Here is a 25,792-nt window from a genome sequence, read left to right as displayed (position 1 = left end):
GTGGCTCCGTTGTCGTCGGCTCGATTCACATCTTGCCCCATGCATTCTCGAACGATCCGCCGCAGGACAAGCGACTGGTCAGCGCCACCTGCTCACCCGTCACTCGTCGTCGTGGCGTCCTTGATCCCGGTAGCCGACCAGACGCCGTCATCCAGCCCCTGAATCCCGACGCGGTCACCGACCCAGCCCGTGATCTCCCCCTTGTCGAGCGCATCCGTGGTCGACGCAATGGCAGTCGAGCCGGCCCAGATCCGAGTCTGAGTCTGGAACACATCGGTCGCTCCCTTGACCGTGCTGTCAGCCCGCAGCGCATCGGACATCCGATCGAGGCCCTTACCTGCGGCGGCAAGGTCGGGGTCAGTCAGTGGTTTGGCCCCTGCCCATGTATCGGCTTGGCCGAGTTTCCGGACATTGCTCCAGGTCAGATCCTTTGCGCCTTTGAGCCCATCTACTGAGTCCTTGAAAATCATCTTCGGATTAAAGGCGTCCGCTACTCGCTGAGCACCTGGGAACCAGCCCTTCGGCGCCTTGGCGATTGCTTCGGCGGCTGCCTTGCCGCGGTAGGCGCCACCGCTGAGCTCGTTGGCTTTCCTGGCTGCCCTGTTGACCGCTCTGTTGTACGCCGCTGTACCGGGTTTCGCCTTGACTCCCTGCATCAGAGCCTTCTTGGCTGCCGAACGGCCAAGGGCCTGAGCAGCTCCCGACGATGCCTTGGCTCCCGCAAGGGCGCCTCGGCCAATGCCGAGCGTGGCGATACCGACGATGTCGAGAGCGACATCGAACCAGCTTCCTTCACCAGCCAGCGCCATAAGGGTGTGGCCAACCAGAGACACCAGGGTCGCGATGAGTGCGATGGTGCCGAGAATTCCTGCTAGCGCCTGCCCGATGACTGGAATCCAGCCCACCAGTAGAGCCAGAGTGCCGCAAACGGTAGCGACCCAACCTGAAATGTCGAGGACAGTCTGTATCCAACCGGCGTTGTCGTGGACCCAGTCCTTGAACTTGTCCCACGTGCCGTCTTTCAAACCATCGTGGTCGATGGCGAACCGGATGGAGTCACGCGCCCTTTGGGCTGCGGCATCTCGCACATCCTTCGCCGCTTCCAGATCCTTCTTGGCGCGCTCCAGCGCCGTAGTCGCCGCCTCCTGACGCTTCTCCAGCCTCTTCCGCTGAGGATCGTCGTCTGCCGTGTCCTTTGGCAGCTTTTCGATGGCACTTCCGCTCGACTGATGCTCGTCGTGGGCTGCCTGTGCATCACGAAGCGCCTTGTCGGCCATTGTCTGAGCGCGATGGAGTTCCGAGGCGTACTCGACGAAGCAGCCGCCGTCGACCACCTTCTCACCGAGGGCGTCCGCGGCGGCGTCATAGCGCTTGAGCGCCTTCCGCAGCTTGCCCTCGGCTTCCTCTGCCTCATCGCGGAACGCGTCTGCCGTCTTGCCCTTCCAGGAATCGACAGACGAGAGGGCCTTGATCTCGTCCGCCTGCTTCCTGATGGTCTCAGCGGTCTTCCGTAACGCTCGGCCGAGGCTGGCGATCTCTTCCGGATCACCCGGAACAGGGTCCGACGACTCGCCGATAACCGCCCATTCGTCTGCCCGAGGCCGTGTCACTGGCCCCCTCCCTTGGCAGCCGACTTCTTGGCATCCGTGCCACGGAGAGCCTCGGCAAGAGCGTGATCGATGTCCTCGTAGGCCTTGGCCGCGGTCGTCAGAAGCTTCGCCAGCTTCTCCAACTCGTCCATCAGGCGCTCTCGGTGAATCTTCCAGTTGTCACCGAAGTCGTCGAAGACGTCGACGAGGCCCTGGTCTCCCAGCGTGGGCACGCCCAGCCCTTCTGCCGGGTTCGCGTTGCCCTTGAACTCCCGGTGAATTTTCGAGATGGACGTCGCGCTGTCCTTGATACGCGCGAGATCGGCTGTCTGATCCGACACGAACCCCCCTGCGAAGTCACACGACCAACGGTGACGCGATGCCCGTAGGGGACGTCGCGCCACCGCGTCACTGTCGAAGCAGCCTACTTACGAGCCGACTTGGCCAGCTCCTCATCGATCTGCTCGAACTTGTCCGCCGCGGTCGTCAGGTAGTCCCCCATACCGTCCAGACCATCCAGCGTGTCCTTCGTCCCGCGGACGAACTCGTCGAAGTTCTCGTCGAAGGCCTTGGACGAGCTCTTCGTCACGTAGCCGGACTGGACGAGGTTGTTGATGTACTTCTTGAGCCCGTCGAGCTTCTCCTGGAGCTTTTCCTTCTCCTTCACGACATGCTTCGCAGCGTCGCGCATGTCCTGATAAGTGACATCAAGGTCCTTGGCCATGTGGCCGCTCCCATCAAAACGCCGCAGGGCCAACCCCCGTGGCTCCCTGTTTGCAGAGCGATCGGCAGCCAGGCCGCCCGGAGAGACCCGTAGGCAGCCGGTGTGATCGTCCGCTCTTGGTGCAGCAGCTTACGGGTGGGGCCCGAGGTGACACATCCCCGGATGTGAACAAGACGTCGTGAAGACGTCACGAACTCGTGCACACCGCCGTTGCCATCGGGAAGTTGCGGGAAGTTGTCGGAGGTTATCCACAGCACCGCACGCACCCTCGCCTCCCCGCTCCCCACTTGTCACACCCACCCGATATCGTCGATCCCTGCCGTGGCCTGCGTTGCAGAAGCAGCCATGGGGGCCACAGTGGCCGTGGGGAGGACATAGCGTGCGCCTGACTCTGACCGTCGTCGACCCGTTCGGCGGCGGCACCGCCGATGTCGTGCTCGATGCCGATCCCGAGTCCGCCGTGGGGGACATCGCGGCTGAGCTGGCCAAACAGGTCGGGGTCCACGGAGGCGCTCAGGTCATTCCGCTCGGGCTTCAGCAGCACCACATCCCCGCCAACAACGCCCCCCTCCTCTACGTCGACGGCTACGGCGTCGATCCCTCCGCCACCGTCGTCAACTCCCCTCTCCGTGACGGCGCGGTCGTCTCCCTCCAGGACCCTGCCGGGTGCCTGCCCGGCGAACCCACCGGTCTCGTCGAGCTCCGTGTCGTCGGCGGACCCGTCGCCGGGTTCGTGCACCGGCTCGGGGTCGGGCGGTACGACATCGGCAGCGGGCCGGCCTCGTACATCCGTATCGACGACCCCGAACTCGACGCCCGCGCCCTCACCTTGTCCGTCACCACCGACGGCACCTGCCAAGTCGCCGTCCACACCAAGGCCGAGAGCGACGACGGGACCGACCGGAAGCCCGCACCCGTCACCCTTGACGGCGAACCCATCGAGGAAGAAGACGGCGGCAAGACCGACTGGCCCCTCGGCGGGCAGATCGCCGTCGGCAACACCCTGCTGGAGCTGGCCCGTTACTCGCCGCCCAACGCCGCCCTCAAGTGGTCCGACGACGGCATCGGTCTCGACTACAACCGGCCCCCGAGGCTCCGGCCACCGGACCGGCAGACCAAGTTCCGGCTGCCGTCGCCTCCCCGCGAGTACGAAGCCCGGCCGCTTCCCTGGCTGATGGCGCTCACGCCCCTCGTCGGCGCCATCGTCTCCGTGCTGATCTTCCAGCGCTGGTACTACCTGATCATGGCGGCCCTCAGCCCCCTCCTCCTCTTCGCCAACTACTTCAACGACAAGAAGCACGGCCGCAAGTCCCACGCCAAGCAGGTCAAGGAATACGAAGAACAAAAACAAAAAGTCGAGAAGGACGCCCAGGACGCCCTCGTCGCCGAGCGGACCGACCGGCGGCACGCCATTCCCGACCCCGCCACCGTCCTCTCCCTCGGCACCGGGCCCCGCACCCGCCTCTGGGAGCGGCGGCGGACGGACCGTGATCATCTCCTCATTCGCGTCGGCACCGGGCAGATGGACTCCGAGGTCGTCCTCGACGATCCCGAGCAGCTCGACCACAAGCGGCAGGTCACCTGGAAGATCGAGGACGCTCCCGTCGCGCTCTCCCTCCGGTCGCTCGGGGTCATCGGCATGGCCGGTCCGGGCGACTCCGCGCGTGCCATGGGGCGTTGGGCCGTCGCGCAGACCGCTGCCCTGCACAGCCCGATGGACGTGCAGTTCTACATCCTCAGTGAGAACACCGCGCAGGACAGCTGGGACTGGACCCGCTGGCTGCCGCACGCCAAGCCCGGCTCCGGGCAGGACGTCAACGTCCTGATCGGCACCGACGCCGAGACCGTCGGCGCCCGTATCGGCGAGCTGACCCAGATCCTCGACGCCCGCAAGAAGGCCGCCGAGCAGAACAAGGGGCAGGGCGTCGGGTTCAGCGACCCGGACATCGTCGTCGTATGGGACGGGTCGCGGCGGCTGCGCTCCCTTCCCGGTGTCGTCCGGATTCTGCGCGAAGGGCCCGCCGTCTCCCTCTACGCCCTCTGCCTCGACGCCGAGGAGCGGTTCCTGCCGGGTGAGTGCCAGGCGTACGTCGTCGCCGAGCCGCCCGCGCAGGAGTACGACTACCTTCAGCAGGCCCAGGCGCAGCAGCAGGTCGCCGGCGGCGGCCTCCCCGCCTTCCCCTCCTTCCAGGCCTGGCATCAGAACACCACCGAGGACCCCGGACAGAACGCCGCCCCCGACAAGCTGCGGCTGCGCGTCGAGGAGGCCGGGGCCGAGCGGATCAAGGACGTGCGGCCCGACTTCGTGTCGCCGGCGTGGTGTCTGCGGCTCGCCCGCGCGCTGTCGCCGTTGCGGGACATCAGCGGGGAGACCGAGGACTCCGCCCTTCCCTCCGCCTCGCGGCTCCTCGACGTGCTCCAACTGGAACCGCCGACCAGCGATGCCATCGTGGCCCGTTGGCGGATGGGCGGGCAGTCGACGATGGCCGTGATCGGTGAGTCGTACGACGGGCCCTTCGGCATCGACATCCGCAGGGACGGTCCGCACGGTCTGATCGCCGGTACCACCGGTTCCGGTAAGTCCGAGCTGCTCCAGACCATCGTGGCCGCGCTCGCCGTCGCGAACACGCCCGAGAACATGACGTTCGTCCTTGTCGACTACAAGGGTGGCGCGGCGTTCAAGGACTGTGTCCATCTGCCGCACACCGTCGGCATGGTGACCGACCTCGACGCCCATCTCGTCGAGCGGGCCCTGGAGTCCCTCGGCGCGGAGCTGCACCGGCGCGAGCACATCCTCGCCGCCGCCGACGCCAAGGACATCGAGGACTATCAGGATCTGGTCCGGCGCGATCCGTCCCACGCGCCCGTGCCCCGACTCCTCATCGTCATCGACGAGTTCGCGTCCATGGTCCGTGACCTGCCCGACTTCGTCACGGGACTGGTGAACATCGCCCAGCGAGGGCGTTCCCTCGGTATTCACCTCCTCCTCGCCACGCAGCGGCCCTCCGGTGTCGTGTCCCCCGAGATCCGCGCCAACACCAACCTCCGTATCGCGCTGCGCGTGACCGACGGCGGTGAGTCGTCGGACGTCATCGACTCCCCCGAGGCCGGGCACATCAGCAAGAGCACGCCGGGTCGGGCGTACGTCCGGCTCGGGCATGCCTCGCTGGTGCCGTTCCAGTCGGGGCGGGTGGGTGGCCGGCGGCCGGGTGCCGCCGATCCCGCCGTGCTCATGCCGTGGGTGGGGCCGCTGGCCTGGGAGGACCTGGGGCGGGCCGCGCTGGTCAAGCCCAAGGCCGAGTCGCGTGAGGACGAGGAGATCACCGACCTCAAGGTCCTCGTCGACACCATCCGGGACGCCAACCGCTCGCTCGGCATCCCGCCGCAGCACAGTCCGTGGCTGCCGGCGCTCGACGAGCAGCTGCTGCTCGACGACATCCAGGTGCCCGCGTTCGCCGGCGGGCCGGGCAAGCTGGCGCCCGCACCGTACGGCGTCGAGGACCTGCCCGCGCAGCAGGCCCGCCGCCCGGTCGTGGTCGACTTCGCCTCCTTCGGGCATCTGATGATCGGCGGTGCGCCGCGCAGCGGTCGTTCGCAGGTGCTGCGCACGCTCGCGGGCTCGATCGCGCGGACGCACTCCGTGGCCGACGTGCACATGTACGGCATCGACTGCGGCAACGGCGCGCTCAACGCGCTGACCCGGCTGCCGCACGTCGGCGCGGTCGTCGGCCGTAACCAGACCGAGCGGGTCGTGCGGCTCGTCAACCGGCTCAAGGCGGAGATGGACCGCCGCCAGAACCTCCTGGCCGACAAGGGGTTCGCGGACATCGGCGAGCAGCGGGCCTCGGTCGCCGGGGACGAGCGGCTGCCGCACATCGTGGTGCTCCTGGACCGGTGGGAGGGCTGGGTGCCCACGCTCGGCGAGGTCGACCACGGCTCGCTGACGGACGAGTTGCAGACGATGATGCGCGAGGGTGCCTCGGTCGGCATCCACCTCGTCCTCACCGGTGACCGCACGCTGCTGGTCGGCCGGATCGCGACGCTCACCGAGGACAAGTACGGCCTGCGGCTCGCCGACCGCAGCGACTTCTCGGCGCTCGGCATCCCGGCCCGCAAGGTGCCGGAGGAGATTCCGCCGGGCCGTGGTTTCCGCAACGAGTTCGGTACGGAGACGCAGTTCGCGCTGCTCTCCGAGGACACCACCGGTCAGGGCCAGGCGGCGGCACTGGCGGCGATCGGCGAGGCGGCCGCCGCGCGTGACGCGGCCGTCCCCCGCACGCACCGCCCCTTCCGCGTCGACAGCCTGCCGAGCCGGGTCTCCTTCCCGGAGGCCTGGGAGATGCGCGACCCGGACGCGTCCCGCGCCCGGCTGTGGGGTCTGGTGGGCATCGGCGGCGACGAGATCGTGGGCTTCGGCCCGGACCTGTCGCAGGGTGTGCCGACGTTCGTGGTCGCGGGCCCGGCCAAGTCCGGTCGCTCGACGGTCCTGATGAACTTCGCGCAGTCGTACCTGACGCAGGGCGTACGCCTGGTCATCGCGGCCCCGCGCCAGTCCCCGCTCCGTCAACTGGACGGCACGGACGGTGTGTTGAAGGTCTTCACCGGTGACGACATCGACGAGGACGAGTTCGAGGAGCTCTTGGACGAGGCGAGCCCGGAGGAGCCGATCGTCGTCCTCGTCGACGACGGCGAGATCCTCGAGGACTGCGACGCCGCGAGCCAGTTCAAGAAGCTCGTCTCACGCGGCGCCGAGCGCGGTCTCGCCATGGTCATCGCCGGTGACGAGGAGGACGTCTGCTCGGGCTTCTCCGGCTGGCAGGTCGACGCCAAGAAGGCCCGCCGCGGCATCCTCCTCTCCCCCCAGGAGACCTCCTCCGGCGACCTCATCGGCGTCCGCCTCAACCGCGGCCTGGTCGGCGGCCAGATCACCCCGGGCAAGGGCATGCTGCATCTCGGCGACGGGGAGCTGCGGACGGTGGTGGTTCCCGGCTGAGCGGAGGCTCCGCGAGGCCGAAGCGACGGAAGGCGGCGGGGCGGCACTGCCGGTAGGACACGACGCCGGCACGCCGTTGGTGACGTACGGCATCAAGGGCTCGGCGAGCCCCGTGAAGTCACCCGGCTCCGCCGCGCCCGCCGCTACTTGACCTTCGACAACCGCGCCTCCGGATTCCCCTCCGCCTCGCTCTCCGAGGCGAACTTCAGGTCGTCGCCGACCGGGGTCAACCGGACCGTGTGGGCGGCGGGGTTGCAGCCCTCGTGGTTGGTCCGTGCGCCGACGGACGTCGCGATGAGCTGCGTCTTCGTGACCTGCTTCAGGGTCAGTACGTCGTTGCAGACGCCGCCGAGGATGTCGGTCTGCTTGAGCTTGCCCAGTTGCCCGCCCACGGCCACCTCCTTGACGGTCAGCCGGAAGGTGCCCATCGGGATGCCGGAGCCGGTGGCCTGGCCTTCCCAGGTGCCGAGGTAGCGATCGGGGACCACCCCGGGGGCCGCGTCGTCCGCTCCGGTGCTGTCGGTCGGCGCCGAACTCGCCGTCGGCTGCGGCGAGTACGCGTCGGAACTCCCCGCGCTGGTGTCCTTGTCGTCCTTGGGCAGCAGGTCGAACAGGAACACCGACCCCACCGTCACCGCCGCCAACGCCCCGGCGACCGCGAGCGCCACGGTGCAGCTGAGCCGTCGGCCGCGCCCGTCCGCGCCCGGGGCGCTGGTGGCCGCCACGGAAACGGACAGCTTCCCGGGAGGAGTGTCAGCGATGCCGGGCGGCGCCGGGACGGCGTCACGCGGCTCGGGCACCGAAACGGCGGGCGCCGCCACCGGCATCACCGGCGGCGGCCCGAACTCCCCCACCGCCAGTGGCACCGCGGGCCCTCCGACCGAGGGACTGCTGAACCCCACAACCCCCGAAGCCTCCCCCGCCGCCTCCAGATTCAGCAGCTGTACGGCACTCCGGCTCACCCTCTCGACCAGCGCCCCCGGCAGCCACCCGCCCGCGACCAGCCGCGCCGCTCCCTCGGGGGCGAGCCGCCGGGACACCTCAGCCGGAGTCGGCCGTTCCCCGGGCGACTTGGCCAGACAAGCCGCCACCAGTCCCCGCAACTCTCCGTCGAGCGAACCGAGTTCGGGCTCCTCGTGGACGACCTTGTAGAGCAGGGCGGCCGAGGAGTCCCCGGGGAACGGTGACGCCCCGTTCGCCGCGTACGCCAGCACCGCCCCGAGCGAGAAGACGTCCGACGCCCCCGAGACGCCCTTGCCGAGGATCTGCTCGGGGGCCATGTATCCGGGCGAGCCGATGGAGACGCCGGTCGAGGTCAGCGAGGCCGTGCCGTCCGTGGCGCGCGCGATGCCGAAGTCGATGAGCAGCGGGCCGTCCAGGGTCAGGAGCACGTTGGACGGCTTGACGTCCCGGTGGACCAGGCCCAGTTCGTGTACGGCCGCCAGCGCCTCGGCGAGCCCCGCCCCCAGCACCCGTACCGAAGGCGCGGGCAGCGGACCGTCGTCGGTCACCGCCGCTGTCAGTGACGGGCCCGCAGCGTAGGCCGTGGCCACCCATGGCACGGCCGCGTCCGGGTCGGCGTCCAGTACGGGCGCCGTCCAGGCGCCGCCCACCCGCCGCGCCGCCTCGACCTCGCGCCGGAAGCGGGCGCGGAACTCCTCGTCGAGCGCGAAGTGCGGGTGCACGATCTTGACGGCGACCGTCCGGCCCCCGGCGCTGCGCCCCAGATAGACCCGGCCCATGCCGCCGGAGCCGAGCCGGCCGAGCAGCCGGTAGGGCCCGACGGCGGTCGGCTCGTCGACTCCGAGTGGCTGCATCACGCCCACCCTCCCCCGTGAGGCCGTCGCGACCCCGTAAGACTCAGATGCAGATTACGGCTGAAGCAGTTCCACCTTCACGTCCGCCGGGAATCCCGTCGTCGGCCCCACCCGGCGGGCGAACTCCGCGACCGCCTCCAGCTGCGGGCCGCCGAAGCGGAAGTCGAGGGTGGTGAAGTACCGCTCCAGGACCCGCTCGTCGAAGGCCTCCCAGCGGGCGGCCTGTTCGGCGACCTTGCCGACCTCGTCGAGGGAGAGGTTCCGGGAGGCGAGGAAGGCCTCGTGGACCCGGCGGGTGATGACGGGCTCGCGCTCCAGGTAGTCCCGGCGGGCGGCCCACACGGCGAAGACGAACGGCAGTCCCGTCCACTCCTTCCACAGCGAGCCGAGGTCGTGGACCTCCAGGCCGTACTTCGGTCCGTCGAGCAGGTTGGCCCGCAGCGCCGCGTCGCCGATGAGCACGGCGGCCTCCGCCTCCTGCATCATCAGGCTGAGGTCGGGCGGGCACGTGTAGTAGTCGGGCTGGACGCCGTACCGCTCGGACAGCAGGAGCTGGGCGAGGCGGACGGACGTGCGGGAGGTCGAGCCGAGGGCCACGCGGGCGCCGTCGAGCTCGTCCAGCGGGACCTGCGAGACGATCACGCAGGACATCACCGGGCCGTCGCACCCGACAGCGATGTCGGGGAAGGCGACCAGGTCGTCGGCGTTGCGCAGGAACTCGACGAGGGTGATGGGACCGATGTCGAGATCACCCTGCACCAGCTTCTCGCTGAGCTTCTCCGGGGTGTCCTTCGTGAGCTCGAAGTCGAGGAGCGTGCCTGTTCTCGCCAGCCCCCAGTACAGGGGCAGACAGTTCAGGAACTGGATGTGGCCGACGCGCGGCCGGGTGCGGTAATTGTCCACATCGTGAGGCTAGACCCTGGGGCCTGACGTACGATGGCCACCCCCGCCGTCAACCCGACACGAGCGAGATCAAACATCCGGGTGACGTGATCTTGGCCTCTATTGCTTTCGGCTGCCCACATGCTAGGCTCGCCGCAAGTTGCAGTTTGGTTTCCCTTGCAGTACAGAGCCTGCGGAGCATGTAACCGCGGGCTCTAGTCGTTTTCAGAAGTATGCAGTTGTGCAGCACTGTTTTCACAATCGCAGGTTCTGGAGCAGGGCAACCCTTTGGGCCCAAGGAGGGCTTATGGCTACCGGAACCGTGAAGTGGTTCAACGCCGAAAAGGGCTTTGGCTTCATTGCCCAGGAGGGCGGCGGCCCGGACGTCTTCGTCCACTACTCCGCCATCAACGCGAGCGGCTTCCGTTCGCTGGAGGAGAACCAGCAGGTCTCCTTCGACGTGACCCAGGGCCCGAAGGGCCCGCAGGCGGAGAACGTCACCCCCGTCTGAGACTTTTCGAGTCTCTGATCCGGACCTGAGAGCAGTACCCAAGGAGCCCCGCGCCGCAAGGCGACGGGGCTCCTGCCTTTCCCCCTACGCGGTCACATGTGCTGCATGACCAGCACGAACGTCGTCCCGGGAGCGAGCGCCTCGTACGAGTGCGGCACATCCCCGCGATACGTCATGTAGTCCCCGGCCGCCAGCTCCACCGTCTCCGCCGCCGGGCCGGCCTTGAGCCTGCCCGTGCTCACGATCAGATGCTCCACGCTCCCCGGAATGTGCGGCTCCGACTCCCGTACGGCCCCCGGTTCGGCCCGCAGGTGGTAGATGTCCCGCCGCGCCCCGGGCGGGCTGGCGGACAGCAGCGTGGCCGCGTACTCGGCCTTCTCGGACGCCACCGTCGGGCCCTGCCCGGCCCTGATGACCTGCACGGAGGGCACCGGCGGCTCCACCAGCGCGCTGAACGGCACGCCCAGCGCCACCCCCAGCGCCCACAGTGTCTCGACGCTCGGGTTCCCGCCGCCGGCCTCCAGCTGGGACAGCGTGGACTTCGCGATCCCGGCCCGCTTGGCCAGCTCCGAGAGCGACAGCCCGGTGCGCGCACGCTCGCGCCGCAGCGAAGCGGCGATCCACTCCAGCGGAAGACGGCTCTCGCTCATGTTCGTTCGCTCCATCGGTACGACTGTTCGCCTTGACGAACACAACACTTCTTGTTCATTGTAGAGAACATGCGTACGGCAGAGCGAACACCCAGGACACCCAGGACACCCAGGACACCCAGGACACCCCGTCTGGAGTTGGTACGGGACGCCTCCCTGGTCTGGCTGGCCAGCGGGGTCGTCGGCGTCTCCTTCGGCGCGATCGCCGTCGCCGGAGGCCTGCCGGTCTGGGTCCCGGTGGTGATGTCCCTGGTCGTCTACGCGGGCTCCGCGCAGTTCAGCGCGGTCGGCGTCCTGCTGGCCGGCGGCGGGCCACTCGCCGCCGCGGCCACCGGCCTGCTCCTGAACACCCGAACGGCCGCCTACAGCCTGGCCGTCGCGGAGACCCTCGGCCGAGGCCGCTGGGCCCGGCTCCTGGGAGCCCACCTCGTCACCGACGAGACGGTCGCCTTCGCCCTGGCCCAGCCCGATCCGGTACGACGCCGTACGGCGTTCTGGGTCTCCGGGCTCGGCCTGTTCGCCGTCTGGAACACCGGCGTCCTGATCGGCGCCCTCGCCGGAGACGCCATCGGCGACACGGCCCGCTACGGCCTGGACGCGGCCTTCCCGGCGGTTCTGGTGGCGCTGGTCCTTCCGGCGCTACGACAGGACGCTCCCGTACGACGATCGGCCCTGCTCGGCGCGTGCCTGGCCCTCGCCCTCACGCCGGTCGCCCCGGCGGGCGTGCCGGTGCTGCTGGCGCTGGCCGGTCTCCTGGCCTTCGGAAAGGGGCGCACGGCATGAGCCCGACGGTGGCCATGATCCTGGCGCTGGCCGTGGGAACGTACGCCTTCCGGCTGGTCGGTCCCGCGCTGCACGGCCGTGTCGAACTCCCCGCCCGTGTCCAGGAGTTGCTGTCGGCGGGCGCGATCGTCCTGCTGACCGCGCTGCTCGCGACCGGGGCGCTGACGGAGGGCGGCGGCTTCGCGGGGTGGGCGCGGCCGACCGGGGTGCTGGTCGGGGCGGTGCTGGCGTGGCGCAGGGCGCCGTTCGTGGTCGTGGTGCTCGGGGCGGCGGGGACGGCGGCGGTGCTGCGGGCGCTGGGGGTGGCGTAGGTCCCGGAACGGAGGGCAGTGTCAGTGGAGGCTTGTAGGGTCGCGCGCCATGACCGACGCCGATTTTCTGAACCCTGACTTCGTGACCAGTACCCGGGTGTTCTACGACGCCATTGCCGAGGACTACGACGAGCGCTTCCGTGACGCGTTGGCGGAGATGCCGCTGGAGCGGGCGATGATCGGGGTGTTCGCCGAACTCGTGGGGCGCGGCGGCGCGGTGGCCGATCTCGGCTGCGGGCCAGGACGGGTCACCGGCCTCCTGGCCTCCCTCGGGCTCGATGTGTTCGGGCTCGACCTCTCGTCGTCGATGCTTCGGATCGCGCGGCGGGAGAACCCGGATCTGCTCTTCGTGCAGGGGTCCATGCTGAAGCTGGACATGGCGGACGAATCGCTCGCGGGCGCGGTCTCCTGGTACTCCTCCATCCACACCCCTGTGGACGAACTCCCCTCGCTCTTCCGTGAGTTCCTGCGGGTCCTGACCCCGGGCGGGCATCTGCTCATGGGCTTCCAGGTCGGCGACGAACCCAAGCGCCACGAACGGCCGTGGGGCCACGATGTCACCCTCGACTTCCAGCGCCGGCAGCCCGACCGGATCGCCGGACTGCTGACGGCCGCCGGATTCGAGATCGTGTCGCAGACGGTGCGGGCGGCACAGAGCGAGGACCAGGTGCCGCAGGCGTTCCTGATCGCACGGAAACCGAGCACCGACTAGAGAGTCCCGGCGATGTCCTTGGCGGCGATGTATCCGAACGTCATCGCCGGTCCGATCGTCGAGCCCGCGCCCGCGTAACTGTGGCCCATGACGGCGGCGCTGGCGTTCCCGGCGGCGTACAGGCCGGGGATCGCCGTGCCGTCGTCGCGCAGGACGCGGGCGCGGGCGTCGGTGACGAGGCCGCCCTTGGTGCCGAGGTCGCCGGGGACGATGCGCAGGGCGTAGTACGGGGGGAGCCAGAGGGGGGCGAGGCAGGAGTTGGGGAGGACCGAGGGGTCCGTGTAGTAGTGGTCGTAGGCGCTGTCGCCGCGGTGGAAGTCGGGGTCCTTGCCTTGCAGGGCAAGGGAGTTGAAGCGGGAGACCGTGGAGCGGAGGGCTGCGGGCGCGACGCCGATCGCGGTGGCGAGGGCGTCGACGGTCCAGGCCTTGTGGGCGGCCCCCGAGCTGTACCAGTCGTCGGGGAGGACGAACGTCGGGCTGACGTCCTTGAAGAGGTACCGGTTGCGGTAGTTCTGGTCGAAGATCAGCCAGGCCGGGATGTCGGGGTCGGTCGGATTGCGGTCGTACATGACGTGCACGACGTCGCTGTAGGGGGCGGCCTCGTTCACGAACCGTCCGCCGGCCGCGTTGACCATCAGCCCGCCCGGGAGCGTGCGTTCGGCGAGGCAGAAGTAGGGCTGGTCGGGGAGCGGGATCGCGGGCCCCCACCAGGCGTCGTCCATCAGGGCGAGGGCGCCGCCGACGCGCTGCCCCGCCCGGATTCCGTCCCCGGTGTTCTCCTTCGCGCCCACGGTCCAGTCGGTCCCGATGGGCTGCCGCTGGTACTGCGTGCGCATGGCGAGGTTGTGCTCGAAGCCGCCGGAGCCGACGACGACGGCACGCCGGGCGCGGTAGAGACCGGCGGGGGTGACGGCACCGCTGACGGTCCCGCTCTCGACGAGGAGGTCGGTGAGAGGGGTGTTGAGCCGGACGGGCACCCCGGCGTCCATCAGCCCTTTCCTCAGCCCGCCCGCGAGGGACTGCCCCATGGTCAGCGGCGCCTGCCCGAGGGTGAGGGCCTTGGTCCCCCGCGCCAGACACTCGGTGGCGACGGCGAGGCCCTTGACGCTGACGGCGGCGAGGGTGAGCCACTTGTAGTCGGCGGAGAACACCACCATGCCGGTCGGGACCGCCATGTACGACGGGTTCAGATGGGCGAGTTCGGCGCCGAGGATGTGGCCGTCGAGGTAGTCGGGCTCGATGGAACGCCCGTTGGGGAGGCCGCCCGGCAGCTCGGGGTAGTAGTCGCTGTACCCCTCCATCCACCGGAAGCGCAACGGGCTGTTGGCCATGACGAAGGAGATCATGGCGGGGCCGTGGGCGAGGAAGGCCTGTTGCCGGGCGACGGGGACGTCGGGGCCGACGACGGCGGCGAGATAGGCGGCGGCCTTCGCCGGGGTGTCCGGGACTCCGGCGGCAAGCAACACCGGGTTGTTGGGAATCCAGATCCCGGCACCGGAACGGGCGGCGGACCCGCCGAAGGTGGGCGCCTTCTCCAGCACGACGACACTCAGCCCCTGCTTGGCGGCGGTGAGCGCGGCGGTCATCCCGGCCGCGCCGGAGCCGATGACGACCACGTCGTAGGTGCCGAGGAGGGGGAGGTCGGCGGCCCGGGCGGTCTGCGGGGCGACGGTGGCGACGGCGAGCCCGGCGGCCACGGAGGTGCCGAGTACCTGTCTGCGCGTCGGTCTTGCGGCGTCCGGGCTGCCTGTCATGGGTCCGTCCCCCTGTCTGATACTCCGTCAGATTCCGTGCCGGAAAGGGGAATGTGGCGCGGGGATGTTGTGAAGTCAAGGGCCGGGGAGGAGGGCCGTGCAGTCCTCCCATGCCGGTCGGCTCAGCAGCGGGCGGAAGCGGGTGAAGAGCGCGAGGAGGGCGGGGCCGTGGCGGTCGCGGAAGCCCGGGTCCTCGGCGGCGAGGTCGAGTTCGTTGGCGGCGGTGAGCTCGGCGAAGTCCCGGCGCAGGGCCGGGGCGGGGGTGTGGGTGCGGCCGGAGAAGCGGTCGCGGAACGGGGCGGTGGGGGTGGTGAGGGTCGGGTAGGTCGCAGCGCGGTCGCAGCTCGCGTAGAGGTGGACGATCGCCTCCGCCTCTACGCCGATCGCTTCCCCGAGTTCGGGGCGCCGGTCGAGCGGGAGCAGGGGGTGGGGGAAGCCGTCGGTGCCGTAGAAGGCGTGGCAGAGGCCGGCGAGCTGGAGGGCGGGGCGGGCGTTCCAGGTGACGAGGCGGGCGCGTACCCGGTGGAGGTGGGTGAGGAGGGTGCCGCCCGGGTGGGGTGCGCGCTCGGCACCCAACTCCCTTAGGAGAGCGTCTGCTTGGGCGAAGGGATCGAACGGGTCGAACGCCATGAGGGCTCCCTTCATGTGGGGTGGGTCGGCACCCGCTCCGTCCCGGGTGGAGCGGGTTGCCGCCCGTTGGGCCCTGAGGAGATCGCCGTACGGGCGGAGAGTGCAGTCAATCCTTGGGATTTATGGGAGGAACCCAAGTGCTAGCTTGGGGCGCATGACCCTCGATGACCTGCGGGTGTTCGTGGCGGTGTGCCGGGCCGGGAGCCTGAGCGCGGTGGCGCGAGAGCTCGGGTGCACGCAGTCCGCGGTGAGCCAGCATGTGAAGCGGCTGGAACGGGAGACCGGCGTCGCGCTGGTGGAACGGCAGCCCCGGGGCGTCGTGCCGACGCAGGCGGGCCGGGTGCTGGAGGCGGCGGCGTCCGAGGGGATCTCCGGACTCGATCTCGCCGTACGACAGTTGCGGGATCTGGTCGACGGGGCGAGCGGGTACGTGCGGGTGGCGACCGGCGCGACGACGGTACGGCACTTCATGGGGGACGCGGTGGTGGAGTTCCGGCGCCGCCATCCACGCGTGAACCTGGAGTTCCGGACGGTGAGTTCGGGCCGCGGCAGCTTCGACGCGCTCGCGGACGGTTCACTCGACCTGGCGTGGATCACGCTCGGCCGACCGGTACGGGGGATCGAGCAGCGGGCGGTGGCGGAGCTGCCGTGGGTGCTGGCGGTACGGGCCGACGATCCGCTGGCGGAGCGGGAGCGGTTGGGGATCGCCGAGCTGGCGGACGTACGGCTGATCCGACTGCCGCCCAACTCGGCGTCGGCCGCGCAACTGGAGGCCGCGGCCGCCGAGTTGGGCCTGCCCCTCACCTACGACACCAACGTGGCCGACTGGGACACCGCCTTGCTGCTCGCCGAGTTGGGGGTGGGTCGGGCGGTCGTACCGGAGCTGTCCGGGCTGGCGGCGACGGGCGACGATCTTCGGCTGATCCCGGTGCCGGAGCTGCGGCCGTTGCCGGTGGGGTGGGCGGTACGGCGGTGGGAGGCGCTCAGTCCGCCGGCGCGGGCGTTCGCGGACACGGTGGAGAGGTTCCGGCGGACGCCCGGGCGTTAGCGGGCGGTGGCGCCGACTGCGGTTCCTTGAGGGGGATTTCGGCCCATACCGTCTTGCCGACGGACCGCTCCGTGACGCCCCACGCCTGTGCGAGCAGCGATACGAGGATGAGGCCGCGGCCGTTGTCGGCGTCCGGGTCGGTGACGTAACGGAGTCGGCGGTCATGGCGGGCGTCGCTCACCTCGACACGGACCGTGTCCTCGGGCGTGAGTCTCAGCCGGAGTTCGAAGTCGCGGCCGGGGACTCTGCCGTGGGTGACGGCGTTGGCGGCGAGCTCGGCGACGACCTGCTGGGCGGTGTGGCTGACCTCGCTGTCGTAGGGGTGGCCCCAGGTGTCCAGCTGGTGCGCGGTGAGACGCCGGGCGAGGCGGGCACCGCGGGGCGTCGCGCTGAGGCGGGTGGAGATTTCGGTGTTCACGTGACTGAGCGTGGTGGGTTGTCTTTACGCTGGCCAGGTGCGACTCGGCGACGGTGGGTAGTTGTACGGGTGCGGTGGGTTGGGTGTACGAGTTGTCGGGTGGGAGGGGTGGGGTTGGTGAGTGAGCGGCGGCCTGAGACGCCTGCGGAGGCGGACGGGACGACTGGGTTGTTCGCCGCGCTGGGCAAGCTGTTGAAGTTCCTGCGCGAGCGGAAAGGGCTGACGCAGAAGGAGTTCGGGGAGCTGGTGGGGTACGGGCCGGACGCGATCTCGGCGATGGAGCGCGGGGTGCGGACGCTGCGGCCCGAGGTGCTCATCAAAGCGGATGAAGTGCTCGATGCCGGTGGGTTGTTGCTGGAGGTGATTCCGGAGGTCGAGTCGGCAATGACGAAGGCTCGGACTCGGCATCCGGAGTGGTATCGGAACTATGCCGGGTTGGAGGCGGAGGCGGTTGAGCTGCACTTCTACGCGAACCACGGTGTGCCGGGCCTCTTGCAGACCGACGACTACGCCCGGGCGGTGTTCACGAGGCGGCGGCCGTTCCTGGACGAGGAGACGATCGAGAGGCGGGTCGCGGACCGGCTCTCAAGGCAGCAGGTCTTCGAGCGGCGGCCGGCGCCGATCGTGAGTTACGTCCTCGAAGAGATCGTGCTGGACCGGCCGATCGGTGGGCGGCGCGTGCACGCGGATCAGCTGCGGCGCCTGCTGAGCGTGGGGCAGATGCAGAACCTCGAAATCCAGGTGATGCCGACCCAGGTGGAGGAACACCCCAACATGGACGGCGCGTTCAACCTACTGACACCCCGGGGGCACGGGCAGGTGGCGTACACGGAGGTCCAGGGGTATCCCCGGTTGATCACTGACTCGGAAGAAGTCCGCAGGATCGTGGACCGCTATGGGATCATGCGGGCCATGGCACTCTCCCCCTCGGAGTCCCGGAAGTTGATCGAGCAGAAGCTGGAGGAGCTATGAACAACGAGCAGCTCACCTGGTTCAAGTCCAGCTACAGCGGCGGCGAGGGCGGCGAATGCCTGGAGGTCGCCGTCAGCCCCGGCACCGTCCACCTCCGCGACTCCAAGCACCCCACCGGCCCTCGCCTCACCCTCTCCCCCACCACCTGGTCGGCGTTCCTCTCAGGGGAGTTGATCGGCGAGCGGCGCTAGCGCCCCCGCCGCCGCCAGCATGCGCGCGGCCTCCGTGCGTACGTCTTCGTCCTCGTCCGCCTCGGCCCGCTCCCGCAGCAGCGGAACCGTGGCCGGGTGGGCGGGCCAGCCGAAGGCCAGGGACTGGAGGGCGGCGATGCGCGGCCAGGGATGAGGGTCGGCGAGGGCCCGGTCCCGTAGGAGCGCGGCGCCGTTCTCCTGCGTCTCGTGCACCGCCCACCATTGCAGGACGTCGGCTCGGATCCTGGGTTCGGGATCGTCCACGGCCCGCGCCCGGAGGATCTCGCGGGTCGTGTCGTCGTCTCCCACGGTCGTGACCAACAGCGCCAGGGCCACTCCCCGCACCGAGGGGTGGGGGTCTTCAGTCACGCGGTCGCGGATCAGGGCGCGGATGTCGACGTCGCCTCGGTAGTACCTCGTCGCCCGCAGCGCGTCCGCCCGGATTCCCTCTTCCGGATCGTTCATCAGCCGCTCGAAGGTCAGCTCCCAGGTGGCTGCCTCGTAGCTCCAATGTCCGCACAGTTCGGTCAGCGCGGATTCCCGCACTTCCGGCTCGGGGTCGTCGAGAAGATGCCCGCGGACGAGCTGCCAGGTCTCCTCTCTGTCCCGCCCCAGCTCCACGAGCCCGCTGAGCGCCGAGTCCCGAACCTCACTCCCGGCATCCTCGGCAAGGCGCTCGCGCAGGAACTCCCAGGTACCGGGGTGGGAGCCCGTCGTCTGCGCCATCACCGTGCATGCCGCCGACCGGACCTGTGGGTGCGGGTCATCGAGCGCCCTCTGACGAAGGAAATCCCAGGTGTCGGCGTCGTCGCGGCCGAGCGTGCGCAAGCCGTACAGGGCGTTCATCCGGACGAACCAGTCGTCGTCCTGGACGGCGGCTCCGCGAGCGAACTCCCAGTCGCCCCGTTCCTCGACCAGCAGCCTCACGGCGGCGTTTCGGACCATGTCGCTCGAATCGTCGGTCGCCCGGCCGCGTACCAGCGTCTCGATGTCCTCGTCGTCGAGCAGGCTCTCCAGACCGTCGACCGCACGCCACCGGACCACGTCCTCGGAATCCACGACCGCCAGCCGGCACAGCAGCGCTCTGACCGCGAGGTCCTGAATCCGGTACTCGGCGAGCAGACCCACCGCCTCAGCGCGCATCTCCGCGTCGCCCTCGGAGCCGGCGAACTCAAGGACGGACTCCCACAGGGCCTCGGCGTCGTCCCTCATCGACAGTGCGAAGGCACGCACGACCAGTGAAGGATCCTCGGTGGACCGGTTCCTGACGAGGTCGCCGACCTCGACACCGTCAAGCCCGGACAGAAGCTTCAGCGCAGCTCTGCGCACGTACTCGTTGGGTTCGGCCACCGCCCCCTCCTGGAGCAGGCCGCGGACACCCCGCTCCGCACCCCAGCGCGCCGCCAACATCTCCAGCAAGGCCCTGCGGGCTGATGTCACATCGGCAAGCACCGCCATCACCTGCGGCACCTGCGGTGCCTGGTAGAGGGCGGCCGCGATCCTCCCTGGCTGTGGCATGTCCCTGAACTGGCCGCGCAGATGGAACCAGCGCAGGAGTCTGGGCCTGCCGCTCCAGTGCGGCGGGAACGTCCTGAGCGCGGAGGCGATGTCCTCGTCCCCGGTGAGCAGGCCGTATCGCGAATCAGCCCCTTCCAAGCCCCCAATGATCGCGTCCACCACGGCCCTGCTCTGCGCCGCCAACGCCCCGATCCTGCGCACCTCGGCCAGGGCTCGCACCGCCAGGGCCAGCAGCTCACCCCTCCAGAGCGCACCGACCCGCCGCCGATGCAACTCCAGCAACCGATCGACCGCCGCCCCCGCCTCCCGCTCCCCCAACTGTCCGACCACCAGCAGCAACACCTCATGCCACGCCGGATCCTCCGCGTGCCCCGCGAAGATCTCCTCGATGAACTGCTCCGGCGTCCACTCCCGCTCCCGCGTGTAGCGGTGGTCGATGTCCACGGCCGCCAGGTACTCCAGGAAGGCCCGGTGGACGAAGCCGTACACCCCGCCCCCGTAGTGGCTGAGGATGAAGTTCCGGTCCCTGAACTGCCGCACCATCACCCGCGCCGCCGACACCGCCTGCGCCAGCGGGAGTTCGTACTGTTCCCTCAAGTAGTCCCGGAACGTCTCCAGCAGGACGTCCTGGTGGATGTGGTTGCCCGCGATGCCGCCCTCGCCCTCCTGCATCCGCCGCGCGACCAGGCGCAGCAACTCGTGCCGGTCCTCGTCGCCCAGGTAGGACAGGGCTTCGACGTCGTCCGGTGCGCGCAGGTGCTTGGCGTGCTGGTCCCAGTGGGCCACCAGGACGGCGACGGCGTGCCGGTAGACGCCCAGGCGGTCCCGAGGCAGTTCGCGGCGTCGGCCGACGATGGCGAGGATCGTCAACAGGAGGGGGTTACCGGCGAGTTCGGCGACCGGACGTGAGTGGCCCACGGCATCAGTCAGCCGTCGGCACAGGCGGGCGGCGCGCTCCTCGTCGTGGGGGTAGGAGCTGGCGTACCACTGGCGGGCGAAGCACTCGATCTGCCGGGTGCTCAGGTCCTGGACCATGTGGTGGGAGAACCCGGCGTGTTCCAGCACGCCTCGCCGGTAGCCGATGACGCGCGAGGTCACGATCACGCGGACGCCGCCGGTACCGCCGTAGCGGCCCGCGAAGTCCGCGATGCGGTGGCTGACCTGTTCCCGGGCGGCGGGGTCGAAGAGTTCGTCGAGGCCGTCGAAGACGACCACGGCTCGCCCCTCCGTCAGGAGCCGGTCCACGACCGCCGGGGGCGGGGCCATGCCCTTCGTGCCGTGCAGGTAGGTGAGGAAGTCCTCGAAGGTCCGCTCCCGCCACTCGCCCACCGCGTACTCGCGGAGTTCCATGACGAGGGGTATCCGGCCGGTGAGCGGTGCCAGCGAATCCCCCGTCGCGGGCGCCTCCCGCGTGAGGGTGAGCGCGAGGTGCCGGGCGAGCGTCGACTTGCCCGCGCCGGGGTCGCCGAGCAGGACGAGACGGCTCTCGGCGGGGTCGGCGAGCACGTCCAGGGCGTCGCGCGCGGGCCGTTCCGCGTACGCCTGCCGGGCGCGGTCCAGGGTGTCCCGCTCCAGGGCGGCGGGCAGGTGGGACGGCCACTCCCCCGCGTCCATCAACCGCTGCCGGATGTCCCGCGGCAGCTCCACCGGCGGCGGATCGGCGCGCAGGGTGGGCGCCACGAACACCTCGTCCAGCCCGACGGGCGGATGCTCCCCCTCCTCGGTGGGGATCAGCACCTCCAGGTCGAGCCGCCCGTAGGTCTCGCGGACGCGGCCCGCGTAGCGCCGTAGCGCCTCGTCGATCTCCGTGTCCGTGAGGTCCGCCGGCCCCGGTGCCTGCTGCACGTACTGCTTCTCGACGATCGTCAGGCTGTTGCCGTCACCGCTCACCGCGGCGGTGACGTCACCGCCGACCCCGATCGACCGCGCCCCACCCGCCGTGACCTGCTCCCCGTCGCGCATGGCAGGACGGTAGCGGGCGGACGGCTGGGAGAAAGGCCTCAACGGTCAAAAGGCGAACAAATCTCGACGACCGCAGGAAGTCGTCGCTACCCTCCACTCCCATGTCCCTCCCCAGCCTTCTCGGCGTCTTCGCCCACCCCGACGACGAATCCCTGTCGGCCGGTGGCGTCCTCGCCCAGCACGCCGCCTCCGGCGCACGGACCGCCGTGGTCACCGCGACGTGGGCCGAAGGCACGCCTCGGGACGGGGAGTTGGCGGAGGCCCTCCGCGTCCTCGGCGCCGGGAAACCACGCCTGCTGGGATACGCCGACGCGCACGTACCGCATTCCGCGCCCGACCAGCCTCGCCTCTGCGACGCGCCCCTCGACGACGTCGTACGCGAACTCGTCGGGCACATACGGGAGTTCCGGCCCGACGTCGTCATCACGCACGACGCCCACGGCGGGCTCACCGGGCACCCCGACCACGTCCACACCCACCGTGTGACCGTCCTCGCGGTCCAGGCGGCCAACTGGCGGCACCTCTACCCCGAGGCGGGCGACCCCTGGCAACCCCGGGATCTCTACCTCGCCACCCACCCCGACTCCGCCGCCCGTGAGCTGGGCGGGCAGCTCATGCGGCCGGGGCTGGCCTCCTACAGCGTCCCCGACGAGTGGATCGGTGCCGCCGTCGACGTAAGCCCCTGGCTCGGCACGAAGCTGCGCGCCATCGCCGCCCACCACACCGAGGTCGCACGCGGCGCCCTGCCCGGGCGGCTCGCCGCTTATCCGTTCGCCGAGCGGGCCCGGCTGCTGTCCACCGAGTGGTTCATCCGCCACGGCGACCCGAGCCCGGCGTCGCCCCGATCGTCGTTGTGAGCCCCGCCCTCAGCGCTCGTACAGCCCCTCGATCTCCCGCGCGAACTCCTGCATCACCGTCTCCCGGCGCAGCTTCATCGACGGCGTCAGGTGCCCTTCCGCCTCCGTGAAGTCCCGTGGCAGGACCTCGAAGCGGCGGATGGATTCCGGACGCGAGACGAGCTTGTTCGCCTCGTCCACCGCGCGTTGGATGATCGCGTGCAACTCGGCGTCGCCCGCGAGGAGTTCGGCGGGGACCGGATGCTTGCCGTTCATCTGGCGCCAGTGGGTGATGCCGTCCATGTCGAGGGTGATCAACGCGGCCACGTACGGGCGGCGGTCGCCCACCACCATGCACTGGGAGATCAGCGGGTGCTGGCGCAGCCAGTTCTCCAGGGGGGCGGGGGCCACCGTCTTGCCGCCCGCCGTGATCAGGAGTTCCTTCTTCCTGCCGGTGATCGTCAGGTACCCCTCGTCGTCCAGGCTGCCGATGTCGCCCGTCGCGAACCAGCCGTCCACCGACGCCGGGGTCACTCCGCCCGCGTTGGGGTCCCAGTAGCCGCGGAACACCGGGCCGCCGGCCAGCAGGATCTCGCCGTCCGCCGCGATGCGGACCTTCATGCCGGGCAGTGGCCAACCCACCGTGCCCAGACGCGGCTTCAGCGGTGGGGTCACCGTCGCCGCGCCCGTCGTCTCCGTCAGGCCGTACCCCTCGTAGATCTCCATGCCCGCCCCGGCGAAGAACGCCGCGATGTTGCGGCCGAGCGGTGAGCCGCCGGAGATGATGTGGCGGACGCGGCCGCCCATGGCGTTGCGGATGCGGCGGTAGACCAGGGGGTCGTAGAAGGTACGGGCCGCCTTCAGCGCCGTACTCGGGCCGGTGCCCGTGCCCGCCGCCCTCTCCTCGATCGCCTCGCCGTAGCGGATCGCCACGTTCGCCGCGCGGTCGAAGGCCGAGGCCCGGCCGCCGGCCTCCGCCTTGGCGCGCGCGTTGTTGAAGACCTTCTCCAGCATGTAGGGGATGGCGAGGAGGAAGGTCGGGCGGAAACTCGACAGGTCCGCCAGCAGGTCGTCGGACTTCAGGCTCGGTGCGTGGCCCAGGCGGACCCTTGCGCGGACGCACGCCACCGCCACCATGCGGCCGAAGACATGGGACATGGGCAGGAAGAGGAGCGTCGCCAGTTCCTCGTCCGAGCGGGACTTGAAGACCGGGTGGAGGATCTCGATCGCGTTGTCGACCTCGGAGAGGAAGTTGCCGTGCGAGATCGCGCAGCCCTTGGGGCGGCCGGTGGTACCGGAGGTGTAGACGACCGTCGCGAGGGTGTCGGGGACCAGCATGCCGCGTCGTACGTCGACTTCGGCGTCGGGGACGTGCGTGCCGAGCTCGGCCAGACGGTCGACGTGGCCCTTCTCGATGACCCACAGGTGGCGCAGGTCCGGCAGGCGGTTCAACTCCGGGCCGAGGGCGGAGGCTTGGGCGACGGTCTCGGTCACCAGGGCCACCGCGCCCGAGTCCTGGAGGATCCAGCGGGTCTGGAAGACCGAGGAGGTGGGGTAGATGGGGACCGTGACCAGACCGGCCGCCCACGCGGCGAAGTCGAGGAGGGTCCACTCGTAGATCGTGCGGGCCATGACGGCGATCCGGTCGCCGGGGACGAGACCCTCCGAGATGAGGCCCTTCGCCAGCGCGAGCACCTGCGCGGCGAAGTCGGCCGACGTCACGTCCGCCCAGCCCCCGTCCGGCGTACGGCGGCTGAGGACCCGGTCGGCCGGGCCCGCCTCCGCGTTCTCGAACGGCAGGTCGGCGAGGGAGCCGTGGGTCACCGGCGGCACGACCGGCGGGACGGACACCTCGCGGACCTCGCCGTCCAGCCGACGTATCTCCGGTGCCACGAGCACGGGCGCGCCGTCGTAGTCGGTGGCAGCGGCGTAGGGCAGGGACGACGACATGGGCAGCTCCTGGGGCACGCAGCTCAAAACCGCTCTGCTGCATAGGTACGCACCGGGCGTACCCGGACGTTCACCGGCGAGTGCGACTTGTGGGGTTACCGGCAGTCAGGTCTGGGGGACCCGGCGATCTTAGGAGGCCTACGTGGCGGGCTTGTGAGGGTTCGGGGAGGCTCCCGGGCCGGGTCTGTGCAACATCTGGCGCAAAGTGAGCCTTTGTCAGTTGTGTGTGAACCAATGTCAGGCGGCTACGGCCGCTCCAGCACCGCCGTCACCCCCTGCCCGCCCGCCGCACACACCGAGATCAGCCCGCGCCCCGAACCCCCTTGCTCCGCAAGGAGTTTGGCCAGCGTCGCCACGATCCGGGCGCCGGTCGCCGCGAAGGGATGCCCGGTGGCGAGGGACGAGCCGGTCACGTTCAGGCGGGCGCGGTCCACGGGGGCCAGCCCCGCCTTCTCCCACGCCGACAGCGTCGCCAGCACCTGGGACGCGAACGCCTCGTGCACCTCGACCAGGTCGAAGTCGGCCATCCCGAGCCCGGCCCGCTCCAGCATGCGCGGCACGGCCCGCGCCGGGGCCATCAGCAGACCGTCCTCGGCGGGGTCCCCGGCGACGAAGTCCACGGCCGCCGTCTCGTACGCCGTCAGATACGCCAGCGGTTCCAGTCCGCGCTGTGCCGCCCACTCCTCCGAGGCGAGCAGGACGACCGCGGCACCGTCGGTGAGCGGGGTCGAATTCCCGGCCGTCATCGTCGGGTTGGCGGCGTCCAGGCCGAACACCGGCTTCAGGGACGCCAGTTTCTCCACCGTCGACCCCGGCCGCAGGTTCTGGTCCCGGTCCAGGCCGCGGAACGGCACCACCAGGTCCGCGAAGAAGCCTCGCTCGTACGCCGCCGCCAGCCGTTGGTGGCTCGTCGCCGCCAGCTCGTCCTGGGCCTCGCGCGTCACGCCCCACGCGCGGGCGGTGACCGCCGCGTGCTCGCCCATCGACAGGCCCGTGCGGGGCTCGGCGTTGCGCGGGATGTCGGGGACGAGGTGGCCGGGGCGGACCCCGGCGAGGGCCTTGAGCCGGCCGCCGAGGGACTTCGCCCTGCGGGCCGCCAGCAGGAGGCGCCGCAGCTCGTCGTTGACGCCGAGCGGCGCGTCGCTCGCGGTGTCCGCGCCGCCCGCGATCGCGGACTCGGTCTGGCCGAGGGCGATCTTGTTGGCGGCGGCGATGACGGCCTGGAGACCGGTGCCGCAGGCCTGCTGGATGTCGTACGCCGGGGTCGTCGGCGCCAGCTTCGAGCCGAGGACCGTCTCGCGGGCCAGGTTGAAGTCACGGGCGTGCTTGAGGACGGCACCGGCGACGAACTCGCCGACCGCGCCCGGCCGTTCCAGCCCGAACCGGCCCACCAGGCCGTCCACGACCGCCGTCAGCATCTCCTGGTTGGAGGCGGTGGCGTAGGGGCCGTCGGAGCGGGCGAAGGGGACGCGGCTGCCGCCGATGATCGCGACCCGGCGTGTCTCGGGTGCCCGAAGAAGGCTCATCTCGACCTGCTCCTC

At 70.3% G+C, this 25,792-nt stretch carries 21 protein-coding genes; 9 read left to right on the top strand and 12 right to left on the bottom strand.

Going from position 1 to position 25,792, the window contains the following annotated elements:
- Positions 1–92: 92 nt before the first annotated feature.
- From EJC51_RS28305 to EJC51_RS28295, 3 genes are all read right to left on the bottom strand, one after another.
- The gene (locus tag EJC51_RS28305) at positions 93–1,610 is read right to left on the bottom strand and encodes a putative T7SS-secreted protein (RefSeq protein ID WP_126273673.1); all 1,518 of its coding nucleotides are present in this window, start codon (positions 1,608–1,610) and stop codon (positions 93–95) included.
- Positions 1,607–1,930: a type VII secretion target gene (locus EJC51_RS28300; RefSeq protein WP_126273672.1), complete on the bottom strand. Its 324-nt coding sequence runs from the start codon at positions 1,928–1,930 to the stop codon at positions 1,607–1,609. Before EJC51_RS28300 ends, EJC51_RS28305 begins: the two co-directional genes overlap by 4 nt.
- Before the next feature lie 83 nt (positions 1,931–2,013).
- Entirely contained in the window at positions 2,014–2,280 is a 267-nt protein-coding gene (locus EJC51_RS28295; protein WP_059193207.1) for a WXG100 family type VII secretion target, read from the bottom strand.
- Between the two features lie 412 nt (positions 2,281–2,692).
- Here EJC51_RS28295 and EJC51_RS28290 point away from each other — a divergent pair, with 412 nt between their 5' ends.
- Entirely contained in the window at positions 2,693–7,306 is a 4,614-nt protein-coding gene (locus EJC51_RS28290; RefSeq protein WP_126273671.1) for an FtsK/SpoIIIE domain-containing protein, read from the top strand.
- Positions 7,307–7,449: 143 nt separating this feature from the next.
- Here the strand turns inward: EJC51_RS28290 and EJC51_RS28285 are convergent, their stop codons facing one another.
- Positions 7,450–9,123 (bottom strand): serine/threonine-protein kinase, encoded by a 1,674-nt coding sequence (locus tag EJC51_RS28285; RefSeq protein WP_126273670.1) that lies wholly within the window; start codon positions 9,121–9,123, stop codon positions 7,450–7,452.
- A gap of 54 nt (positions 9,124–9,177) precedes the next feature.
- On the bottom strand, positions 9,178–10,026 hold the full coding sequence (locus EJC51_RS28280; RefSeq protein ID WP_126273669.1) for a menaquinone biosynthetic enzyme MqnA/MqnD family protein: 849 nt from the start codon (positions 10,024–10,026) through the stop codon (positions 9,178–9,180).
- A 286-nt stretch (positions 10,027–10,312) separates the two neighbouring features.
- Between EJC51_RS28280 and EJC51_RS28275 the strand changes: the two genes are divergently transcribed.
- Positions 10,313–10,516, top strand: a complete 204-nt coding sequence (locus EJC51_RS28275; RefSeq protein ID WP_003992177.1) for a cold-shock protein — start codon at positions 10,313–10,315, stop codon at positions 10,514–10,516.
- A 92-nt stretch (positions 10,517–10,608) separates the two neighbouring features.
- Here EJC51_RS28275 and EJC51_RS28270 read toward each other — a convergent pair whose 3' ends face one another.
- On the bottom strand, positions 10,609–11,166 hold the full coding sequence (locus EJC51_RS28270; protein ID WP_126273668.1) for a helix-turn-helix domain-containing protein: 558 nt from the start codon (positions 11,164–11,166) through the stop codon (positions 10,609–10,611).
- Between the two features lie 69 nt (positions 11,167–11,235).
- On the opposite strand from EJC51_RS28270, the gene EJC51_RS28265 reads away from it, so the two are divergent.
- Genes EJC51_RS28265 through EJC51_RS28255 form a run of 3 tightly spaced genes read left to right on the top strand, consistent with a single transcriptional unit; the run spans position 11,236 to position 12,972 of the window.
- Complete coding sequence (locus EJC51_RS28265; protein ID WP_126273667.1) at positions 11,236–11,949, top strand: AzlC family ABC transporter permease; 714 nt, start codon at positions 11,236–11,238, stop codon at positions 11,947–11,949.
- The gene (locus tag EJC51_RS28260; protein WP_126273666.1) at positions 11,946–12,260 is read left to right on the top strand and encodes an AzlD domain-containing protein; all 315 of its coding nucleotides are present in this window, start codon (positions 11,946–11,948) and stop codon (positions 12,258–12,260) included. The genes EJC51_RS28265 and EJC51_RS28260 overlap by 4 nt, the downstream gene beginning before the upstream one ends.
- Before the next feature lie 49 nt (positions 12,261–12,309).
- Entirely contained in the window at positions 12,310–12,972 is a 663-nt protein-coding gene (locus tag EJC51_RS28255; protein ID WP_126273665.1) for a class I SAM-dependent methyltransferase, read from the top strand.
- On the opposite strand, the gene kstD is transcribed toward EJC51_RS28255, so the two are convergent.
- A complete protein-coding gene (gene kstD, locus EJC51_RS28250) occupies positions 12,969–14,726 on the bottom strand; it encodes a 3-oxosteroid 1-dehydrogenase (protein ID WP_126273664.1) in 1,758 nt (585 codons plus the stop codon). The two genes, EJC51_RS28255 and kstD, sit on opposite strands and share 4 nt — an antisense overlap.
- A 75-nt stretch (positions 14,727–14,801) precedes the next feature.
- Positions 14,802–15,356, bottom strand: coding sequence for a DUF6817 domain-containing protein (locus tag EJC51_RS28245; protein WP_126273663.1), 555 nt, complete (start codon positions 15,354–15,356; stop codon positions 14,802–14,804).
- 154 nt (positions 15,357–15,510) lie between these two features.
- Here EJC51_RS28245 and EJC51_RS28240 point away from each other — a divergent pair, with 154 nt between their 5' ends.
- The gene (locus tag EJC51_RS28240) at positions 15,511–16,404 is read left to right on the top strand and encodes a LysR family transcriptional regulator (RefSeq protein ID WP_126273662.1); all 894 of its coding nucleotides are present in this window, start codon (positions 15,511–15,513) and stop codon (positions 16,402–16,404) included.
- Here the strand turns inward: EJC51_RS28240 and EJC51_RS28235 are convergent.
- Entirely contained in the window at positions 16,340–16,822 is a 483-nt protein-coding gene (locus EJC51_RS28235; RefSeq protein ID WP_126273661.1) for an ATP-binding protein, read from the bottom strand. The two genes, EJC51_RS28240 and EJC51_RS28235, sit on opposite strands and share 65 nt — an antisense overlap.
- A gap of 117 nt (positions 16,823–16,939) precedes the next feature.
- Between EJC51_RS28235 and EJC51_RS28230 the strand changes: the two genes are divergently transcribed.
- Positions 16,940–17,794, top strand: coding sequence for a helix-turn-helix domain-containing protein (locus EJC51_RS28230; RefSeq protein ID WP_208870746.1), 855 nt, complete (start codon positions 16,940–16,942; stop codon positions 17,792–17,794).
- On the top strand, positions 17,791–17,985 hold the full coding sequence (locus EJC51_RS28225) for a DUF397 domain-containing protein (RefSeq protein ID WP_126273659.1): 195 nt from the start codon (positions 17,791–17,793) through the stop codon (positions 17,983–17,985). The genes EJC51_RS28230 and EJC51_RS28225 overlap by 4 nt, the downstream gene beginning before the upstream one ends.
- Here EJC51_RS28225 and EJC51_RS28220 read toward each other — a convergent pair.
- Positions 17,956–21,465: a HEAT repeat domain-containing protein gene (locus tag EJC51_RS28220; protein ID WP_126273658.1), complete on the bottom strand. Its 3,510-nt coding sequence runs from the start codon at positions 21,463–21,465 to the stop codon at positions 17,956–17,958. The genes EJC51_RS28225 and EJC51_RS28220 overlap by 30 nt on opposite strands.
- Positions 21,466–21,566: 101 nt before the next feature.
- On the opposite strand from EJC51_RS28220, the gene EJC51_RS28215 reads away from it, so the two are divergent.
- Complete coding sequence (locus EJC51_RS28215; RefSeq protein WP_126273657.1) at positions 21,567–22,322, top strand: PIG-L deacetylase family protein; 756 nt, start codon at positions 21,567–21,569, stop codon at positions 22,320–22,322.
- Between the two features lie 9 nt (positions 22,323–22,331).
- Here EJC51_RS28215 and EJC51_RS28210 read toward each other — a convergent pair whose 3' ends face one another.
- A complete protein-coding gene (locus EJC51_RS28210) occupies positions 22,332–24,251 on the bottom strand; it encodes an AMP-dependent synthetase/ligase (protein WP_126273656.1) in 1,920 nt (639 codons plus the stop codon).
- Between the two features lie 245 nt (positions 24,252–24,496).
- Complete coding sequence (locus tag EJC51_RS28205) at positions 24,497–25,777, bottom strand: acetyl-CoA C-acetyltransferase (RefSeq protein ID WP_126273655.1); 1,281 nt, start codon at positions 25,775–25,777, stop codon at positions 24,497–24,499.
- Positions 25,778–25,792 lie beyond the last annotated feature (15 nt).

This window comes from Streptomyces aquilus, assembly GCF_003955715.1.
GTDB lineage: Bacteria > Actinomycetota > Actinomycetes > Streptomycetales > Streptomycetaceae > Streptomyces > Streptomyces aquilus.
Note: the sequence above shows the minus strand (reverse complement) of the source record. Positions and strands in the feature narration are given on the sequence as shown.

Coding starts and splice junctions, on each gene's coding strand:
- EJC51_RS28285 (WP_126273670.1), bottom strand. CDS start 9,123: ATGCAGCCACTCGGAGTCGACGAGCCGACCGCCGTCGGGCCCTACCGG.
- EJC51_RS28275 (WP_003992177.1), top strand. CDS start 10,313: ATGGCTACCGGAACCGTGAAGTGGTTCAACGCCGAAAAGGGCTTTGGC.
- EJC51_RS28220 (WP_126273658.1), bottom strand. CDS start 21,465: ATGCGCGACGGGGAGCAGGTCACGGCGGGTGGGGCGCGGTCGATCGGG.
- EJC51_RS28240 (WP_126273662.1), top strand. CDS start 15,511: ATGACCCTCGATGACCTGCGGGTGTTCGTGGCGGTGTGCCGGGCCGGG.
- EJC51_RS28210 (WP_126273656.1), bottom strand. CDS start 24,251: ATGTCGTCGTCCCTGCCCTACGCCGCTGCCACCGACTACGACGGCGCG.
- EJC51_RS28245 (WP_126273663.1), bottom strand. CDS start 15,356: ATGGCGTTCGACCCGTTCGATCCCTTCGCCCAAGCAGACGCTCTCCTA.
- EJC51_RS28225 (WP_126273659.1), top strand. CDS start 17,791: ATGAACAACGAGCAGCTCACCTGGTTCAAGTCCAGCTACAGCGGCGGC.
- EJC51_RS28260 (WP_126273666.1), top strand. CDS start 11,946: ATGAGCCCGACGGTGGCCATGATCCTGGCGCTGGCCGTGGGAACGTAC.
- EJC51_RS28270 (WP_126273668.1), bottom strand. CDS start 11,166: ATGAGCGAGAGCCGTCTTCCGCTGGAGTGGATCGCCGCTTCGCTGCGG.
- EJC51_RS28255 (WP_126273665.1), top strand. CDS start 12,310: ATGACCGACGCCGATTTTCTGAACCCTGACTTCGTGACCAGTACCCGG.
- EJC51_RS28215 (WP_126273657.1), top strand. CDS start 21,567: ATGTCCCTCCCCAGCCTTCTCGGCGTCTTCGCCCACCCCGACGACGAA.
- kstD (WP_126273664.1), bottom strand. CDS start 14,726: ATGACAGGCAGCCCGGACGCCGCAAGACCGACGCGCAGACAGGTACTC.
- EJC51_RS28295 (WP_059193207.1), bottom strand. CDS start 2,280: ATGCGCGACGCTGCGAAGCATGTCGTGAAGGAGAAGGAAAAGCTCCAG.
- EJC51_RS28205 (WP_126273655.1), bottom strand. CDS start 25,777: ATGAGCCTTCTTCGGGCACCCGAGACACGCCGGGTCGCGATCATCGGC.
- EJC51_RS28265 (WP_126273667.1), top strand. CDS start 11,236: ATGCGTACGGCAGAGCGAACACCCAGGACACCCAGGACACCCAGGACA.